This window comes from Rhizobacter koreensis (assembly GCF_013366375.1).
Lineage (GTDB): Bacteria > Pseudomonadota > Gammaproteobacteria > Burkholderiales > Burkholderiaceae_C > Schlegelella_A > Schlegelella_A koreensis.
On record NZ_JABWMJ010000002.1, the window covers coordinates 573,229 to 590,023 of the forward strand.

General features: G+C 73.4%; 14 protein-coding genes. 9 read left to right on the forward strand and 5 right to left on the reverse strand.

All coding sequences use genetic code 11. The annotated features are described in order from the left end of the window. Window positions 1-6 precede the first annotated feature (6 nt). Together HQN59_RS06545 and HQN59_RS06550 are read right to left on the reverse strand one after the other, a co-directional pair. Entirely contained in the window at window positions 7-810 is an 804-nt protein-coding gene (locus tag HQN59_RS06545) for a hypothetical protein (RefSeq protein ID WP_176067249.1), read from the reverse strand. A 125-nt stretch (window positions 811-935) separates the two neighbouring features. Then, the gene (locus HQN59_RS06550) at window positions 936-2,750 is read right to left on the reverse strand and encodes an OPT/YSL family transporter (RefSeq protein WP_176067251.1); all 1,815 of its coding nucleotides are present in this window, start codon (window positions 2,748-2,750) and stop codon (window positions 936-938) included. A 152-nt stretch (window positions 2,751-2,902) separates the two neighbouring features. Between HQN59_RS06550 and HQN59_RS06555 the strand changes: the two genes are divergently transcribed. The 8 genes from HQN59_RS06555 to HQN59_RS06590 are packed head-to-tail and all read left to right on the forward strand — an operon-like array spanning window position 2,903 to window position 10,397. After that, a complete protein-coding gene (locus HQN59_RS06555) occupies window positions 2,903-3,412 on the forward strand; it encodes an RDD family protein (protein ID WP_176067253.1) in 510 nt (169 codons plus the stop codon). A gap of 48 nt (window positions 3,413-3,460) precedes the next feature. Continuing rightward, the gene (locus HQN59_RS06560) at window positions 3,461-4,150 is read left to right on the forward strand and encodes an RDD family protein (protein ID WP_176067254.1); all 690 of its coding nucleotides are present in this window, start codon (window positions 3,461-3,463) and stop codon (window positions 4,148-4,150) included. Between the two features lie 13 nt (window positions 4,151-4,163). Next, window positions 4,164-5,180, forward strand: a complete 1,017-nt coding sequence (locus HQN59_RS06565) for a stage II sporulation protein M (protein WP_176067256.1) — start codon at window positions 4,164-4,166, stop codon at window positions 5,178-5,180. Next, complete coding sequence (locus tag HQN59_RS06570; RefSeq protein WP_176067258.1) at window positions 5,177-5,908, forward strand: hypothetical protein; 732 nt, start codon at window positions 5,177-5,179, stop codon at window positions 5,906-5,908. The genes HQN59_RS06565 and HQN59_RS06570 overlap by 4 nt, the downstream gene beginning before the upstream one ends. Further along, the gene (locus tag HQN59_RS06575) at window positions 5,892-6,629 is read left to right on the forward strand and encodes a DUF4129 domain-containing protein (RefSeq protein ID WP_176067260.1); all 738 of its coding nucleotides are present in this window, start codon (window positions 5,892-5,894) and stop codon (window positions 6,627-6,629) included. Before HQN59_RS06570 ends, HQN59_RS06575 begins: the two co-directional genes overlap by 17 nt. Continuing rightward, window positions 6,626-8,029, forward strand: a complete 1,404-nt coding sequence (locus HQN59_RS06580) for a DUF4350 domain-containing protein (protein ID WP_176067262.1) — start codon at window positions 6,626-6,628, stop codon at window positions 8,027-8,029. Before HQN59_RS06575 ends, HQN59_RS06580 begins: the two co-directional genes overlap by 4 nt. Next, window positions 8,026-9,015 (forward strand): AAA family ATPase, encoded by a 990-nt coding sequence (locus HQN59_RS06585; RefSeq protein WP_176067264.1) that lies wholly within the window; start codon window positions 8,026-8,028, stop codon window positions 9,013-9,015. Before HQN59_RS06580 ends, HQN59_RS06585 begins: the two co-directional genes overlap by 4 nt. 23 nt (window positions 9,016-9,038) lie before the next feature. Next, on the forward strand, window positions 9,039-10,397 hold the full coding sequence (locus HQN59_RS06590; RefSeq protein ID WP_176067266.1) for a DUF58 domain-containing protein: 1,359 nt from the start codon (window positions 9,039-9,041) through the stop codon (window positions 10,395-10,397). Between the two features lie 12 nt (window positions 10,398-10,409). On the opposite strand, the gene HQN59_RS06595 is transcribed toward HQN59_RS06590, so the two are convergent. After that, window positions 10,410-11,669, reverse strand: coding sequence for a glutamate carboxypeptidase (locus tag HQN59_RS06595; RefSeq protein ID WP_176067268.1), 1,260 nt, complete (start codon window positions 11,667-11,669; stop codon window positions 10,410-10,412). A gap of 140 nt (window positions 11,670-11,809) precedes the next feature. On the opposite strand from HQN59_RS06595, the gene HQN59_RS06600 reads away from it, so the two are divergent. After that, entirely contained in the window at window positions 11,810-13,354 is a 1,545-nt protein-coding gene (locus HQN59_RS06600) for a CzcE family metal-binding protein (RefSeq protein WP_176067270.1), read from the forward strand. A gap of 75 nt (window positions 13,355-13,429) precedes the next feature. Here the strand turns inward: HQN59_RS06600 and HQN59_RS06605 are convergent, their stop codons facing one another. Together HQN59_RS06605 and HQN59_RS06610 are read right to left on the reverse strand one after the other, a co-directional pair. Then, the gene (locus HQN59_RS06605) at window positions 13,430-14,122 is read right to left on the reverse strand and encodes a VIT1/CCC1 transporter family protein (RefSeq protein WP_176067272.1); all 693 of its coding nucleotides are present in this window, start codon (window positions 14,120-14,122) and stop codon (window positions 13,430-13,432) included. A gap of 142 nt (window positions 14,123-14,264) precedes the next feature. Further along, a complete protein-coding gene (locus HQN59_RS06610) occupies window positions 14,265-16,760 on the reverse strand; it encodes a UvrD-helicase domain-containing protein (RefSeq protein ID WP_176067274.1) in 2,496 nt (831 codons plus the stop codon). Window positions 16,761-16,795 lie beyond the last annotated feature (35 nt).

A 16,795-nucleotide genomic window follows, 5' to 3' on the forward strand; every position in this document is an offset into this window, starting at 1 on the left:
GCCTCCCTAGTGCGTGGCGCGCTCCCAGGCGTGCCGCACCGACGCCTTGAAGCGTTCCCACGCGTTTTCCGGATGCCGGCGCTCCCAGTCGGCGCGCGCTTCGGGCTCGATCTCGTCCCATGAACGGCCGCGGTGGCGCGGCTCGTCGGCGAGCGCGTGGCCGTGGCGATACGCCGGCTCGTGCTCTTCGTAGCGCGAGCCATCGGGATCGCGCGCGTCATGGTCGGCGCGCAGCTCGGCATCGAGATCGTCGAAGGTGCGCACGGCGGTGTGGCCGTAGACGCGCACGCCGCCGATGCTGACCTCCTGGCGATGCACCGCGACGCCGCGCCAGCCGCCAGTCGGCGCTGCCGCACCGCTCGCGGCGGGCACCGCGCCGCGAGCGGTGCCGGCGCTGCCTTGGGCGTCGGCGCCCGACGGCGTGGCGGGCGCTCCCGAGCGCTGCCATTCCTCGACCCGATCGTCGATGTCGACGGCGCCCGCGGCGATGAGCGCGTCGCGTGCGGCGAGCGCCTCCGCCTCGTCGTGGGCGTCGACGCTGACGACGCAGGCGCCGCGCTCGACCGCCTCGGTGTAGTGCCCGAGGTGCGGCTCGGCGACGCCGAACAGGGCCGAGAGGCGATGCAGCAGGCCCTGCCCGGGCCCGCCCTCCACTTGCGCGGACGGCGGCACCGGCGGTTCACCGGGCGCGCCGGCGCCGGCGCGCCCTAGGTGCACGTCGGCGCGGGCGATGCCGCGCGCGCTCAGCGCCTCGGCCGCGCGGCGCGCGTCGTCGGCGTGGTCGAAAACAGCGATGACGGTGTGCTTCACGGAATGCCTCCGCAGGTTGGCTGGGGCAGCGGGTCATCGTACGCCGCTGCGACGGCCGCGCCCAGCCTTGCACGGGTGCCCGCGATCGTGCGAGGGCCAGCGAGCCGCAGCGGCGAAACAGCCCTTCAGCCCGCGAGCAGTGTCGAGGCCAGCGCCGCGATGCCGATGCCCAGCGCGGCGAGGGCGTCGCCGGCGATGAGGCCGCCGCCGAGCAGCGAGCTGCGGCTCATGTCGGAGGGCAGCGCGCCGGACGCGGCGCCGCGCGGCGGCCTCGCCAGCGTCTCGAAGAGACTCGACGCCACGCCTCCCGCGCCGAACCAGACGGCCGTGTGCAGGTTCACGAAGCCGCCGAACGAGAACGCATAGGGTGACGGCAGCACCACCGCATCGACCACAAAATCGGTGGCGAACCCGGCGCGGCCCGCGGCGACGAAGCGCCGGTACGCGGGCCGCGAGCGCAGCGCGCGCCGCAGCAGCTCGATCGCGAGGCCGAGCCCGACGCCCACGCCGATCGCGCTGCGCTGGAAGCGCTGGTCGTGGGCGCCGAGGCCGCGCAGCACGCCCACGAACTTGTACGTCATCGCGGCGCTCCACTCGGCCGGCTGCTCGCCGGCGCGCATCAGCGTCTGGTCGAGGCGCAGCACCGGGTACGCCGCCATGAAGAGCTGCGCCAGACCGACCGCGAGCAGCGCGCCGACGCCGATGCCGGCAACCTGGTAGCGGAACTGCAGCAGGCGATTGCTGCCGAGGCGCCAGCCGGTCGAGCGGTCCTGCTGCATGTCGCAGGCGACGCTGGTCGAGACCAGCAGCACGGTGCCGGCCATCAGACCCACGCCTGCGTCGGCGAGGCCGAGCGCGGCCATCAGCACGACCGCAACGACGAATGCGGACGAGATCGGGTTCGAGTCGCTGATGCCGAGCGAGATGCCGTTGACCAGCGCGAACACGAAGACCAGCGCGACGGCGAGCACCAGGAAGCCGACCGGCTGGCCGAGCACCGCGTGGCCGGTGGCGACGAGGGCGGCCGCCCAGGCGCCGGTCCAGAGCACCAGGCGCAGCGTGTTGCGGCGGCTCCAGCCGACGCCTCGGTCCGGCACCTCACGTGGGGCACCGGACGCCCGCCAGCGCCGCAATGCGCCGTAGCCGATCAGCGCCAGGTCGACTGCCGCGGCACCCATGATCATGCCGAGCGCGATCAGGAAGGTGATCTTGCGCGGCGGGTCGCCCGGCTGCAGCCAGCCCATCGAGACGAACGTCGGCAGCAGCGCGACGCCGAGCAGGCCGGCGACGACCGCCGGAATGCCGATGCGCGCGCCGACCACCAGCCCGGCGCCGAAGGTCGACGCCGAGAGCTCGATCGCCGCCAGCAGCCCGCCGCGCGCGACGGCAAGGCCGGCGACGATGCCCGCCACGACGCCGCCGCCGAGCTGGCGCACCGATGCGCGCAGGAGCGCCGGGTCGGTAAGCGCGCACAGGATGTTGGCGACCGCCAGGCCCGACGGAAACGTGAGCTGCAGGCGGTCGACCAGGATCGGCGTGCACAGCATGCCGACGCCGACCCCGAACATGCCGATGCAGAGGAAATAGAGGACGAGCTGCCACGCCGGCGGCTGCGGGAGGTCGAGCCAGACCATCGCCTGGATCAGCACGCCCATCCCGCTCATGCCGGCCACCGACGCCGCCGCCGTCTGCACGTAGTTGGCGCCGTGCTTGCCCGACGGCCCATAGCCCACCGTCACCGTCGACCCCAGGATGCCCGCCAGCACCTGCCCGCCGACGAAGAAGCCGAGCGAGAAGTTCATGTACGCCGCGGTGACGCCGCCGAGCGGCCCCAGCACCAGCACGCCGAGAGCGCCGAGCAACGCGTGGTAGCGCCAGCTGCCCGCGCTCGGCAGCCAGCGCCAGCGCGGCAGGGTTTCCGGCTCGCTCGCTCGTCGCATGGGGGAGTCTTTCGGGGAAGTGCCTGCCGCCGTTGACGGGCGGCCGATGCTAGCCGCAGCCCGTGCGTGCGCAGTACGCCGCGAAAACCCGGCCAGTCGGGCGAAGGCCCGCTGCTAGCATGGCCCGGCCCCGCACTTCCAACGAGACACCGATGGCCAGCATCGACGAAGGCAACCGATTCGCACCGCCGACGGTGCATGTGGAGGACGTCGCGGCGTCCACCAGCGCGCTGGCAAGCCGCGGCGGACGACTCGCGGCCGTCATCATCGACGCCGTGATCCAGGGCATCGCGGTCGCGGTGCTGTCGTTCGTGACCCCGCTGTCGCCGTTCCGGCCGCCCGCCGACGGCGCCCTGGTCGGCTTCATGCTCACCAACCTGGTGCTGGGTCTTGTCCTCTTCCTGCTGCTGCACGGCTATCTGCTCGCGACGCAGGGTCAGACCATCGGCAAGAAGCTGCTCGGCATCCGCATCGTGCGCAGCGACGGCAGCGCGGCCACGTTCGGCCGGCTCGTCGGCCTGCGCATCCTGCCGGTCAACCTCATCGTGCTCGTGCCGTATATCGGCATGCTGATCGTGCTGATCGACTCGCTGCTGATCTTCCGCGAATCGCGCAAGTGCCTGCACGACAACATCGCCGACACGATCGTCGTCAAAGCCTGATCTTCCCGGGCGCCCGCCCGTGACGACGCCGTGGTGCCGACGGCGGCGATGACGCTGCTGGACACGCGCTACGTGGCCGAGACGCCCGAAGGCATCGGCCTTTCGCTGCGGCCGGCGGGTGTGATGCCGCGGCTCTACGCGTTCGTGATCGACTTCGGCATCCGCCTGGTGCTGTTCGCCCCGCTCGCGCGCCTGCTCGCCACGTTGGGCGAGTTCGGCTGGGGCCTGGCGCTGCTGCTGTACTTCGCGATCGACTGGTTCTACGCCGTGCTCTTCGAACTGCTGCCGGGGGCGGCGACGCCCGGCAAGCGCGCGGTCGGGCTGCGCGTCGTCATGGACTCGGGCCTGCCGATCACGCCGGCCGCTTCGCTCACCCGCAACCTGCTGCGCGCGGCCGACTTCCTGCCCTTCTTCTACGCGGCGGGAGCGCTCTCGATGCTGCTGCGCCCGGACTTCAAGCGGCTCGGCGACCTCGCGGCCGGAACCCTCGTCGTCCACCGCCACGTGGTGAGCCTGCACGGCGCACCGCCCGCGGCGGCGCCGCTCGCGCCGGCGGCCGACCTCGCACCGCGCGCACAGGCCGCGATCGTCGCGTGGGCCGGGCGCGTGCCGCGCCTGACGCCGGCGCGTGCGGATGAACTCGCCGAGCTCGCGAGCGCGGCACTGCCGGCGGGCGCGCGGCGCGATCCCGGCAAGGAGCTGCTCGGCGTCGCCCACTGGCTGATCGGCGAACGCTGACGCCTGCCCGCGCATGACGACTCCGCTCCGCTTCGAGGCCGAGCACGCCGACGCCTGGCGCGAGCTCGAGGACGCCCTCGAGAACCTGGCGCGGTGGCGCCGCCGCGGCACCGGCTGGCAGCGGCCCGACCCGGCACGGGTCGCGGCGCTCTATCGCGCCGCCTGCGAGCACCTGGCCATCGCACAGGCCCGCGCCTATCCGAGGCATCTGGTCGAACGTCTCGAGGCGCTCACGCAGCGCGCCCACGAGGCGGTCTACCGGCGCAGCGAACTCGGGCTCGCGCGTCTGGCGCGCCTCTTCGCGATCGAGTTCCCGGCAGCGCTGCGGCGTCATCCGGTGTGCTTCTGGCTCGCGGCCGCCGGGCTGGCGCTGCCGATGCTGGCCATCGGGGTGGCCTGCTGGCTCGAGCCCACCTTCGTGCTGACGGTGCACGACGCCGCCGCCGTGCGCGGGCTCGACGCCATGTACGGCGACCGCGACGAGCCGATCGGCCGTAGCGGCGCCGAAGCCGACTGGCTGATGTTCGGTCACTACGTCCGCAACAACGTCTCGATCGCCTTCCAGTGCTTCGCCAGCGGCCTGTTCGCGGGCATCGGAAGCCTGTTCTGCCTGCTCTACAACGGCATCAGCATCGGCGCCGTGGCGGGTTATCTGACGCAGGCCGGGCACGCCCGCAATTTCTACTCGTTCGTGGTGACGCACGGCGCGTTCGAGCTGACCGGCATCGTGGTGTCGGGCGCAGCCGGCCTGCTGCTCGGCGGCGCGCTCATCGCGCCGGGCCGACGCGACCGGCTCGACGCGCTGCAGCACGCGGCACGCGACGCGGTGCTGCTCGTCGCCGGCGCCTTCGGGATGCTGGTGGTCGCCGCGGCGCTCGAGGCGTTCTGGTCGGCGGCGCGCTGGATCGACGCACCCGTCAAGCTCGGGGTCGGGGCCGCGTGCTGGATCGGCATCGCCGCGTACCTCGCGCTGCAAGGCAGGCCGCGCCGCGCCAGCGCGGCCGGCGCGAGCGCCGGGGCGTCGCGATGAGGGTCGACGCGATCGCGATCGACCTGCGGCCGCGCTCGATGATGGAAGCGAGCGATCTGGGCGTGCGCCTCGTCGGCGCGAACCTTCGATCAGTCGTGCGCACCGGCGCACCGGTCGCGGCGGTGACGCTGCTGCTCGCCCTCTCGACGATCGAGCTCGCGCCCTGGCTGCCGTCGCTGCTGCTGTTCTGGTTCAAGCCGTGGCTGGATCGCACGCTGCTGTTCGTGCTGGCGCGTGCGGTGTTCGGTCAGCCGACGACCTTCACCGACCTCTGGAACGCGCGCCGCGAGGTGTGGTGGTCGCAGCTGTTGCCGACCCTGACGCGACGCCGCTTCTCGCCCTGGCGCTCGTACGTCGCGCCGGTGCACCAGCTCGAGGGGCAGCGCGGCGCCGAGTCGCGGCGACGCCGCGACCTGATCCTGCACGGCCGGCGCGGCGTTGCGTTCGCCATGCAGTGGGCATTCGGCTGGGTCGAGTTGGCACTGCTACTGGGGCTCACCGCTTTCGCGTTCTGGTTCGCCCCGCCGGAACGCGGCGGCGCCTGGTTCATGGCGTTGTTCGGCGAGGGTCGCCTCGAGTCGGCGCTGACGTTCGCCGCCTATGCGCTCGCCGTCTGCATCGCCGAGCCGTTCTTCGTCGGCGCCGGCTTCGCGATGTACCTGAACCGCCGCGTCGAGCTCGAAGCCTGGGACATCGAGCAGGAGTTCCGCCTTGCATTCGCCGCCTAGAGCACGGCGCGCCGCGCACGCCGCAACCGTCTGCGCGCTGGCCACCGCACTGGCGTGGCCGGCGTCGCTTCTGCACGCGGGCGAACGCGTGACGGCGGTGCAGGTCGCCGAAGCCGCGTCCGCGCTGCGCGCCGATCCGCTGCTCGGCGGCACCCGCAACGAACCGACCTGGCGCCTCAGGAGAGGCGGCAGCGATCCCGGCGCGAACGACGCCGCCTCGACCCTCGGCTGGGTCGCGAAGCTGGCCGGCTGGCTCGCCGAAGGCGGACGCGCGCTCGCCTGGATCATCGGCGCTGCCCTGGCGGCGATGCTGCTCGTCACCGCACGGCGCTGGATGCAAGTGCGCGGCGCCGCGGCCGGCGAGCAGGCGCTCGGCATTCCGAGCCACGTGCGTGATCTCGACATTCGCCCGGACAGCCTGCCCGCCGACATCGGCGCCGCCGCACGCCGGCATTGGCAGGCCGGCGAACGCCGCGCGGCGCTCTCGCTGCTCTACCGTGGCGCGCTGTCGCGGCTGGTGCATCGGCACGGCGTGGCGATCGGCGCGGCCGCCACCGAAGGCGAATGCGTGCAGGCCGCACGCGCGACCGTGGCGGGCGACACGGCTGCTTACGTGGCACGCCTGGTGGCTGCGTGGCAATTCGCCGTGTACGGCGGGCACGAACCGGGCGACGCCGCCGTGCTGGCGATCTGCGACGAGTTCGAGGCCCGGCTGGGGTGACGGTGCGGCTCGGCAAGGTCGCCTGGACCCTCGCCGGCGTGGTCGTGCTGGTGCTCGCCGCCTGGTGGCTCGGCAGCAACCTCGAACGCGTGAACGTCGAGCGCGAGGTGCCGCCGTCCGGCGAGGCGACACGCGACCCGCACTACGCCGCGAAGGCGCTGCTGCGCCGTCTGGGAGCCCGTGTGAGCAGTGCCGAGAATCTCGCGCAGCTTCCGCCTTCGCGAGCCACCCTGCTGCTGACCTCCGTGAGCTGGAACCTCTTTCCGGGACGCGCCGAGCAGCTGCAGCGCTGGGTCGCCGACGGTGGCCACCTCGTGCTGCCGGAAGGCATCGCCATGCAGGACTCGGCGCTGCACGCGTGGGTGCCGCTGCGGGAGGTGCGCGACCCGCCGTCGCGCCCGCCCGCTGGCGCGGCCAGCCGAGCGCCGGCCAGTCCGTCGCCTCGCGGCGCCGCCCCGGGCGCGCCGCCTCTTGATGAGCCCGATGCCGAGACGGACATCGACGGCGAGGACGACGCCGACGCCGAGGACGCGCCCGCGAGATCGCGACGCGACACCCGTGGCACGCGCGCGCCGGCCTCCGCGCCTGCCTGGCCGCGGCTGACAGCGCTCGCCAAGCCATGCCGCATGCTCGAGGTCGCGCCTGCGCTGCCGCCGCGCCTCGACAGCGCGCGTCAGCATCGGCTCTGCGGCTATCCGTCGAGCACGCTGCGCCCGCACGCCGGCGTCGAGGCGAGCTGGCTGCTGAGCGGCTCGGGCGGACACCGGATCGCGACGGTGCCCGTCGGCGCCGGCCGGATCAGCGTGAGCACGGTGGCGGGTGCGTGGACGAACGGGCTGCTGCTCGAAGGCGACAACGCGCGCGCGCTCGTGGCGACGCTCGACCTGCGAGGCGGCGACGCGGTCTGGTTCGTCGCCGACGAGAGCCGCACCGCGCTGCTGCGCGTGCTCTGGAACGCCGCCTGGCCCGCCTTCGTGTTCGCCGCACTCGCGCTCGCCCTCGGCCTCTGGCGCGCGGCGCCGCGCTTCGGTGCGCGAATCGCGCCGGCGCCGCTGGCGCGCCGCTCGATGGTCGAACAGATCGGCGGCACCGCGAGCTTCATCGCGCAGCACGGCGGCATCGCGCTGCATCGCGCCGCGCTGCGCGCGCTCGAGAGCACGGCCCGGCAGCGCGTGCCCGGCTACGCCGCGCTGCTGTCGACGAGCGAACGTGCCCATGCGATCGCCGGGGCGGCCCGCATCGACGTCGACGCGCTGGCCGAAGCGATGGAGCCGCCCCGCGAACGCACGCCGCGCGGGCTCGCCGGCACGCTCGGAGTGCTCGAGATCGCGCGCCGCGGACTGTGCGAACGCCGAACTCCCTTGCCCGACCCGTCAAACCCGAGAAGGAACGACCCATGACGACCCTGCAGCAAGCCGACGTCAGCCGCGCCGCCGAGGTGCTCGGCGTGTTGCGACAAGAGGTGGGCAAGGCCGTGGTCGGCCAGCGCGAAGCCGTCGAGCAGACGCTGATCGCGCTGGTCGCGTCGGGGCATGTGCTGATCGAAGGGGTGCCCGGGCTCGGCAAGACGCTGCTCGCGCGGGCCCTCGCCAAGGCGCTGTCGCTGCGCTACGCGCGCCTGCAGTTCACGCCCGACATGATGCCGTCCGACATCACCGGCTACGCCGTGCTCGAGCCGGGCGACGGCGGTGCCATCGGTACGCTGCGCATCCGCCGCGGGCCGGTATTCACCAACCTGCTGCTCGCCGACGAGATCAACCGGGCGCCGGCGAAGACGCAGAGCGCGCTGCTCGAGGTGATGCAGGAATACCAGGTCACGCTCGAAGGCGAGACGCTGCCGCTCGAGCGACCGTTCATGGTGCTGGCCACGCAGAACCCGATCGACACCGAAGGCACCTATCCGCTGCCCGAAGCCCAGCTCGACCGCTTCCTGCTGAAGATCGAGATCGCTTACCCCGGCCTGCCGGACGAGACCGCGATCGTGCAGCGGACCACCGCCGAGCAGGCCGGAGACCGCCTGCCGCTCGACGGCGTGACGCCGCGCGCCGACGAACGCGTGGTGCAGTCGCTGCAGCGGATGGCGGCGTACGTGCGCGTCGACGACCGCGTCGTCGACTACGCGGTGCGGATCGCACGCGCCACCCGCGGCGGGCTCGGCCTCGCGTCGGGCGCCGGGCCGCGCGGCGCCATCTCGCTGGTGCGCGCGGCGCGCGCGGCCGCGCTGCTCGACGCGCGCGACTTCGTGACGCCCGACGACATCAAGCGCTGCGCGCTGCCGGTGCTGCGTCATCGCGTGCTGCTCGCGCCCGACGCGCAGCTCGAGGGTCGGCGCCTCGACGAACTGCTGGCCGGGCTGCTGCACGCGGTCGAGGCGCCGCGGCTCTGAGCCGTCCACCCCACAGCCCCGACGTGCGGATCGGCCTCGTTCCATCGCCGGCCGGCGTGGCCGTCGTCGCCGCGCTTGCCGGCGCGGCGGCGGCGGCGCTGCTGGTCGGGGCCTCGCTGCCGAGCGTCACGGCAGCGAGCGCGTGGCTGGGTGCGGCCGCGCTCGTCGCGGCGATCGCCGACGTGATCGTCAGCCGGCGCGCCTGGCGCGCTGCGCCGCTGCACTGGACGCGGGCACTGCCGGCGGCCTTCGCGGTGGGCGTGCGGCGACCGCTCGGCGGGCAGCTCGCGAACCCGGGAACGCGGAACTGGCGCGTTGCCCTGTTCGACGGCGTCGATCCGTCGATCGACGTCGACGGCTTGCCGTTCGCCGGCAACGTCGCACCGGCGAGCAGCGTCGAGATCGGCTATCACGTGCGCCCGCGGCGGCGCGGGCCGGTCGACTTCGATGCCGCGACGCTGCGCGTGCGCAGCCGCCTCGGCGCCTTCGAGCTCGTCGTTCGCATCGGCGAGCGCGAGACGCGCCACGTCTACCCGAACTTCGCCGCGGTCGCGCGCTATGCCTGGCTCGCCGGCGACCATCGCCTGGCGGAGATCGGCATCAAGAGCGTCGCGCAGCGCGGCGCGGGCACCGATTTCAAGCAGCTCAGCGACTACCGCGCCGGTGACGCCATCCGCGACATCGACTGGAAGGCGACGCTGCGGCAAGGGCGCCCGATCGTGCGCGAGTACCAGGACGAGCGCGATCAGAGCGTGGTGTTCCTGCTCGACTGCGGGCGGCGCATGCGCGCCGACGACGGCCTCGCGGCACGCCACGGCAGCCACTTCGATGCAGCGCTCGACGCGCTGATGCTGCTCGCCTACGTCGCGCTGCGCGACGGCGACGAGGTCGGGGCCCTCACCTTCGGCACCGCGCCCGAGCGGAGCCGCCGCTTCGCGCCGCGCAAGGGCGTGAACTCGCTCAACGCGCTGATCGGCGCGCTTTACGACATCGAGCCGGAGGCCACGCACTCCGACTACGTCGCTGCCGCGACGGCGCTGCTGCGCTGGCGCAGCAAGCGCTCGCTGGTCGTGGTGCTGACCAACTTCCGCGACGAGGACGCAAGCGAGCTGGGCCCCGCGCTGGCGCTGCTGCGCACGCGTCACCTGGTGCTGCTCGCCAGCCTGCGCGAGCGCGCGCTGCGCGACCTCGCCGAGCAGCCCCTGGTCACGCACCGCCACGCCATCGAGGCGGCCGGCGCCCACCTGTTCGCGCAGGCACGCGACGACGCCTTCGCGCGTCTCGCCGCGCGCGACGCGCTGCTGCTCGACGTCGAGCCTCAGCAGCTGGCGCCGGAGCTGGTCAACCGCTACCGGGCGGTCAAGCGCGCCGGCCTGCTCTGAGCCGTCGGCCCGCTACTTCGCGATCTCCTGCAGCAGCCGCGTCATCAGGTACAGGCGCGGCACGATCGAGTCGAGCTCGACGTATTCGTCGCGCGCGTGATAGCCGAAGCCGGCAAGGCCGAAGCTCTCGAGGACGACCGCCTTGCCGGGCCGCGCCGCGAACGCGGCGTCGGTCGCGCCGCCGGTCATCGGCACCAGCGCGAGGTCGCGGTCGAGTTCGCGATAGATCGCCTGCGCGCGCTCGCCGAGCGCGCGGCCGCGCGGGCCGGCCAGGAACGCGGGGCGGCCGACGACCAGCGTCGCGGTGGTCTGGGTGTCGGGGATCAGCCGGGTCTCGGCGACTTTCGCGCGCAGCGCGGCGTCGAGCTTCTGCTCGGCGCCGGGCGTCGTGATGCGGACGTCGCCGATCGCGGTGGCGAGCTCGGGAATCTGGTTGGTCGCCTTGTTCGAGATCACGTTGGTCCAGTTCAGCGTGACGCCCGGAATCTCCTTTTGCAGGTCGCGCGTGGCCAGCATCTGGTGCGCGATCTCGAGGATCGCGTTGCGGCCGAGCTCGGGCGCGGCGCCCGCGTGCGCGGCACGCCCCTTGACCTCGAGCGTCGCCGTTGCGGTCCCGGCGGCGCCGAGCAGCAGCGCCTCGGTCTTGGCGACCTCCTTGGCGGCGGTCGGCTCGCACGACAGCACGAAGTCCTGCTCGCCGGCAAGGCTCGCGATCAGCTCGCCCGAGCCGCGCGAGCCGACCTCCTCGTCGGGGTTGAACAGCACCGTGAGGCTCGCGTAGTCGCGCCAGCCGGCGTCGCGCAGGATCTGTAGCGCGTGCAGGACCACCGCGATGCCGCCCTTGTCGTCGGCGATGCCCGGGCCGTAGAGCTTGTTGCCGTCGAGCCGGATCGGCTGCTCCTTGAGCACGCCTTCGCGGTAGACCGTGTCCATGTGGCCCTGCAGCATGATCCTGCGGGTGCCGGTGCCGGCCAGCGTGCCGACCACCGTGTCGGCCTGCGCGCCGACCGGCGACTTGTGACGCCGCGTGGTGAACCCCAGCGCCTTGAGGCGCTGGTCGAGCACGTCGGCGATCTTGGCGAGGCCGGCGACGTCGCCGCTGCCCGACTCGATCGAGACCAGGCCGCGCAGCGTCTCGACGAGCGCCGGCTGCGCCTGCTGTGCGGCGGCGAGCAGCTTGGCGTCGGGTGCCGCGAGCGCGCTGCCGCTGGCGAGGAAGGTGCGGATCGCGAACGCGAGCGGGGCGAGTCGGGCGAGGGGGCGGAAGGTCATCGAAGGCTCCGGTCAGGCGCGCCGGCCAGGACCGCCGCGACGATGCGGGAGCATAGCGGCGCGTGTGCCGCCGCGTGGCCCGGTGATACAACGCGCGATCCAGGCCCGCCGCGACGCGCGCAGGCGGCACAAGGAGCGGCATGCGGGCGATCTTCATCAGCTACCGGCGCGACGACACCGAGGGTTACGCGGGGCGCCTGTTCGAGGACCTCGTCGACCGCTTCGGCAAGGAGGCGGTCTTCATGGACGTCGCCGGCATCGAGCCGGGCCGCGACTTCCGCCGCGTGATCGAGCAGCAGGTTGCGTCGTGCGGCGTGCTGCTCGCTCTGATCGGCAGGAACTGGCTGAACGCCGCCGACCCCGACGGCAAGCGCCGCCTCGACGACCCCTATGACTTCGTGCGCCTCGAGACCGCGAGCGCGCTGCGCCGCGACATCCCGGTGGTTCCGGTGCTGGTGCAGCAGGCGAGCATGCCGCGCCCCGAGCAGCTGCCCGACGACCTGAAGGACCTGTCGTTCCGCAACAGCGTCGAGCTGACCCACGCGCGCTGGCGCTCGGACGTGCAGCTACTGATCGACGCGCTGCTGCCGTACGTCGATGCGGCACCCGCGCCAAGCCCGGCGGCTGTGCACGTCGCGCCGACGAGCGGCGGCGCAGCGCCCGGTTTGGGGCGGCGCGTCCGGATCCTCGCGCCGCTCGTCGTGCTCGCCGCCGGTGTCGGCTACCTCGCCTGGCAGTGGCTGCAGCCGCGTCCGGCCGACCCGTTCGCGCGCAGCGGCGCCGAGATCGTGGCGACGACGCCGCGCGACGGCGGCGCGGCGGCGACCCCGGACCTGGCGCCGCCCGCGTCGCCGAGCCCGCCGCCGGCAGCGACGGGGGCCAGCGCGCCGCCGCGCGCGAACCCTGCGGCGACCCCGGCGGCGCCGAATGCCGTCGCCACCCCGCCGAGCGAAAACCCAGCGCCCGCAGCGCCAGGGCCGAACGCGGCGCAACCAGCGCGCGATGGCGCAGCGAGCGCGACCTCGCACGCGCGGCGGTCGTCTGCGGTCGACCAGCCTTCGGCTTCAGCCACCGGTGCGGCGGCGCGTCCCCCTGCGCCGCACGCGCGGACCGCGGCAGCGTCCGCTCCGCGCAGCGAAGCGGCGGCGCGGCGTGTCCCGCCGCCTGGCGAGGCGCTGGGCAGGCAACGCGATTCGACCGGAGGCGCCGCTCGGTTGCCGGAGAGCGGTGCGCCCGCGAACCCGGCGGCGCCCGCATCGAGGCCGATTCGGCGAGCGGCCGCCGAAGCACCGTCAGCCCAGTCGGTCGCGCCCGGCACCGGGCCGGTCGTCGCCGCGCCGCCAGCCGCGCGAACCGCCGCGCCGCCCGTCGCAGCCTCGCCGCCAGCGCCCGCCACCACCACCGCCGAAGCCACCCGCCGCGAGCCGGTCAACGAGGTGATGTACGGCAACCCCGGCGCCGCCTCGGCGGTGACCCGGACGATCGCGATTCGCCCCGACACGCGCTACGTCAACGTCACCGGCGGCGAGACCATCCGCTTCGACGTCGGCGGGCGCAGCTTCGTCTGGAACTTCGGCGGCCGGCGCGACGCCTTCGAACTCGCCGTGATCGCCCCGCCGGGGCTGCTCGACCACAAGGTCACGGTGTACGTCGCGCCCAATCCGCTCTACCCGCGGCGTTCGTGAGCGGCGCGCGGGCACCGTCCCGTGAAGGGCGCGCCGTCAGGGAGCGGCCGAGCGCGCGCCGCGCCGCGCGGCGCGTCAGGTCACCGCGCCGAACAGCGCGCCGACGCCGGCGGTGACCGCCATCGCGAGCGCGCCCCAGCCGGCGACGCGCGACGCGCCGGTCACGACGTTCGCGCCACCGGCACGTGCGGCGAGGCCGCCGAGCAGCGCCAGGAAGACCAGCGAGGTCGCCGCGGTCCACGCGACGAGCTGCGGCTCCGGCCCGAACGCGGCGACCGCCAGCGGCAGCGCGGCGCCGATCGAGAAGCTTGCCGCCGAGGCGAGCGCAGCCTGCACCGGCCGCGCGGCGAGCGCTTCGGTGATGCCGAGCTCGTCGCGCGCATGCGCCGCGAGCGCGTCGCGCGCGCTGAGCTGCGCGGCGACCTGACGCGCGAGCGCGAGGTCGAGGCCACGGCCGACGTAGATCGCGGTCAGCTCGCGCTGCTCGGCGGCGGGATCGGCCTCGATCTCCTGGCGCTCGCGGTCGAGGTCGGCGCGCTCGGTGTCCGCCTGCGAATGGACCGAGACGTACTCGCCGGCCGCCATCGACATCGCACCCGCGACCAGCCCGGCGACGCCGGCCACCAGCACGCCGCTGCGCCCGGAGCCGGCGGCGGCGACGCCGAGCACCAGGCTGGCCGTCGACACGATGCCGTCGTTGGCACCCAGCACGGCGGCGCGCAGCCAGCCGATGCGGTCGTTGCGGTGATGCTCGACGTGGCGGCGCACGGCGGTTTTGCTCAGCCGCCCGCGGCGGCTGAGCGCGGGGCGTGCCGCGCCCCGGCCGGCGCCCGACGCCCCGAGCGGCCGTCGCGGCCACCCAGGCGCTGCGGCTCGCGAATGCCCGGTGCCGAGAGCCCCGCCATACCGCTCACTCCACCGGCGTCAGCTTGGCGACGCCGAGGGCGAGCCACTTGGTGCCGTGGCGGCCGAAGTTGACCTGCGCCCGCGCGTCGTCGCCCGCGCCCTCGAGGGTAAGGATCACGCCTTCGCCGAACTTGGTGTGGAACACGCTCTGTCCCGAGCGCAGGCCGTGCGCGGGCGGCTTGGCCGAGACCAGTGGCTTCGGGGGCGGCGCCGGCTCGCGCCCGGTGCCCACGATCGAGCCGAGGCCGCTGCCACGCGACCACGCCGCCTGGTACTCGCGGCTGTAGCCCGAGCCGAAGCCCTGGTTCTTCGGCGTGATCCAGCGCAGCGCGCTCTCGGGAAGCTCGTCGAAAAAGCGGCTCTTGACGTTGTAGCGGGTCTGACCGTGCAACATCCGCGTCTGCGAGAAGCTGAGGTAGAGGCGCTTGCGCGCCCGCGTGATCGCCACGTACATAAGGCGCCGCTCTTCCTCGAGGCCTTCCGGGTCGGACGCCGAGTTCTCGTGCGGGAACAGGCCCTCCTCGAGGCCGGTGATGAAGACACAGTCGAACTCGAGCCCCTTGGCGGAGTGCACCGTCATCAGCTGGATCGCGTCCTGCCCGGCCTGCGCCTGGTTGTCGCCGGCCTCGAGCGAGGCATGGGTCAGGAACGCGGCGAGCGGCGACATGATCTCGCCGGTCTCGGCGTCGGGCGTCACGGTGGCCGCGAGCGCCGCGGCGGCACCGTCCGGCACCGCGGCCCCGGCGCCTTGATGCGCCGGCGCGGACCGGCCGCCCGCGCCATCGAACAGGCCCGGCCGCGCGCGCGCCGGCTCGATCGAGGAGCCATCCTCCACCGCCTCGGCACCCGGCGTGTTGAACTCCGCGCGCCCCGCGGTCCCGCCGAACACGCCGGGGCCGTGCTCGTCGATCGGCAGCGCGACGGCGTCCTTGCCGAACCCTTCCTGCGTGACGAACGCCTCGGCCGCGTTGACGAGTTCCTCGAGGTTCTCGAGACGCTCGCGACCTTCCTTGTCGGTCTTGTAGAAATCGACGAGCCCGGACGCCTCGAGCACGTGGACGATGATCTCGCGCAGCGTGAGCCCGCGTGTCGCCTCGCGCATCGCGTCGACCTTGGCGACGAATGCTTGGAGGTTGTTGCCGCCCTTGCCGGACAGGGCGCCGACGCTCTGGTACAGGCTGCGCCCGCTCGCGCGCGCGGCGTCCTGCAGCTGCTCGAGCGTGCGCGACCCGATGCCGCGCGCCGGGAAGTTGACGACGCGCAGGAAGCTGGTGTCGTCGTTGGGGTTCTCGATCAGGCGCAGGTACGAGAGCGCGTGCTTCACCTCGGCGCGCTCGAAAAAGCGCAGGCCGCCGTACACCTTGTACGGAACGCCGGCGTTGAAGAGCGCGCTTTCCATGACCCGGCTCTGCGCATTGCTGCGGTAGAGCAGCGCGATGTCGCTGCGCGGTGTGCCTTCGCGGTGCAGCTGGCGCGCCTCGTCGACGAACCACTGCGCCTCGGCGTAGTCGGTCGGCGACTCGTGCACGCGCACCGGCTCGCCCGGGCCGGCCTCCGTGCGCAGGTTCTTGCCCAGGCGCTTCTGGTTGCGCGAGATCAGCTCGTTGGCGGCATCGAGGATGTTGCCGAAGGAGCGGTAGTTGCGCTCGAGCTTGATGACTTGCTCGACGTGGAACTCGCGCTCGAACGCCGCCATGTTGCCGACCTGCGCGCCCCGAAAGGCGTAGATGCTCTGGTCGTCGTCGCCGACCGCGAACACCGCGGTCTCGGGGCCGGCGAACATCTTGAGCCAGGCGTACTGAAGGCGGTTGGTGTCCTGGAACTCGTCGACCAGGATGTGGCGAAAGCGCCGCTGGTAGTGCTCGCGCAGCGAGGCGTTGTCGCGCATCAGCTCGTAGACGCGCAGCATCAGCTCGGCGAAGTCGACCACGCCCTCGCGCTGGCACTGCGCCTCGTAGCCCGCGTACACCTGCACCATCAGGCGCGACTGCTCGTCGCGCACCTCGACGTCGGGAGGACGCCGGCCTTCCTCCTTCTGCGCGGCGATGAACCACGTCACCTGCTTGGGGACGTAGCGCTCCTCGTCGAGGTTCATCGCCTTGATGACGCGCTTGACGGCCGACAACTGGTCGCTCGAATCGAGGATCTGGAAGCCCTGCGGCAGCCCCGCGAGCTTCCAGTGCGCGCGCAGGAACCGGTTGCACAGGCCGTGGAAAGTGCCGATCCACATGCCGCGCACGGGGATCGGCAGCATCGCGCCGAGCCGCGTCAGCATCTCCTTGGCGGCCTTGTTGGTGAACGTGACGGCCATCACGCCGCCCGGATAGAGCTGGCCGGTCTGGATCAGCCAGGCGATGCGCGTGGTCAGCACGCGCGTCTTGCCGGAGCCGGCGCCGGCCAGGATGAGCGCCGGCTTCGGCGGCAGCGTGACCGCGGCGAGCTGCTCCGGATTGAGGTTTTGCAGCAGCGACGAGCTCGCTGCCTGGGGGTCGAACGTCATCGCGGGATTGTCCGCGATGACCGCTTCCGGCCGGC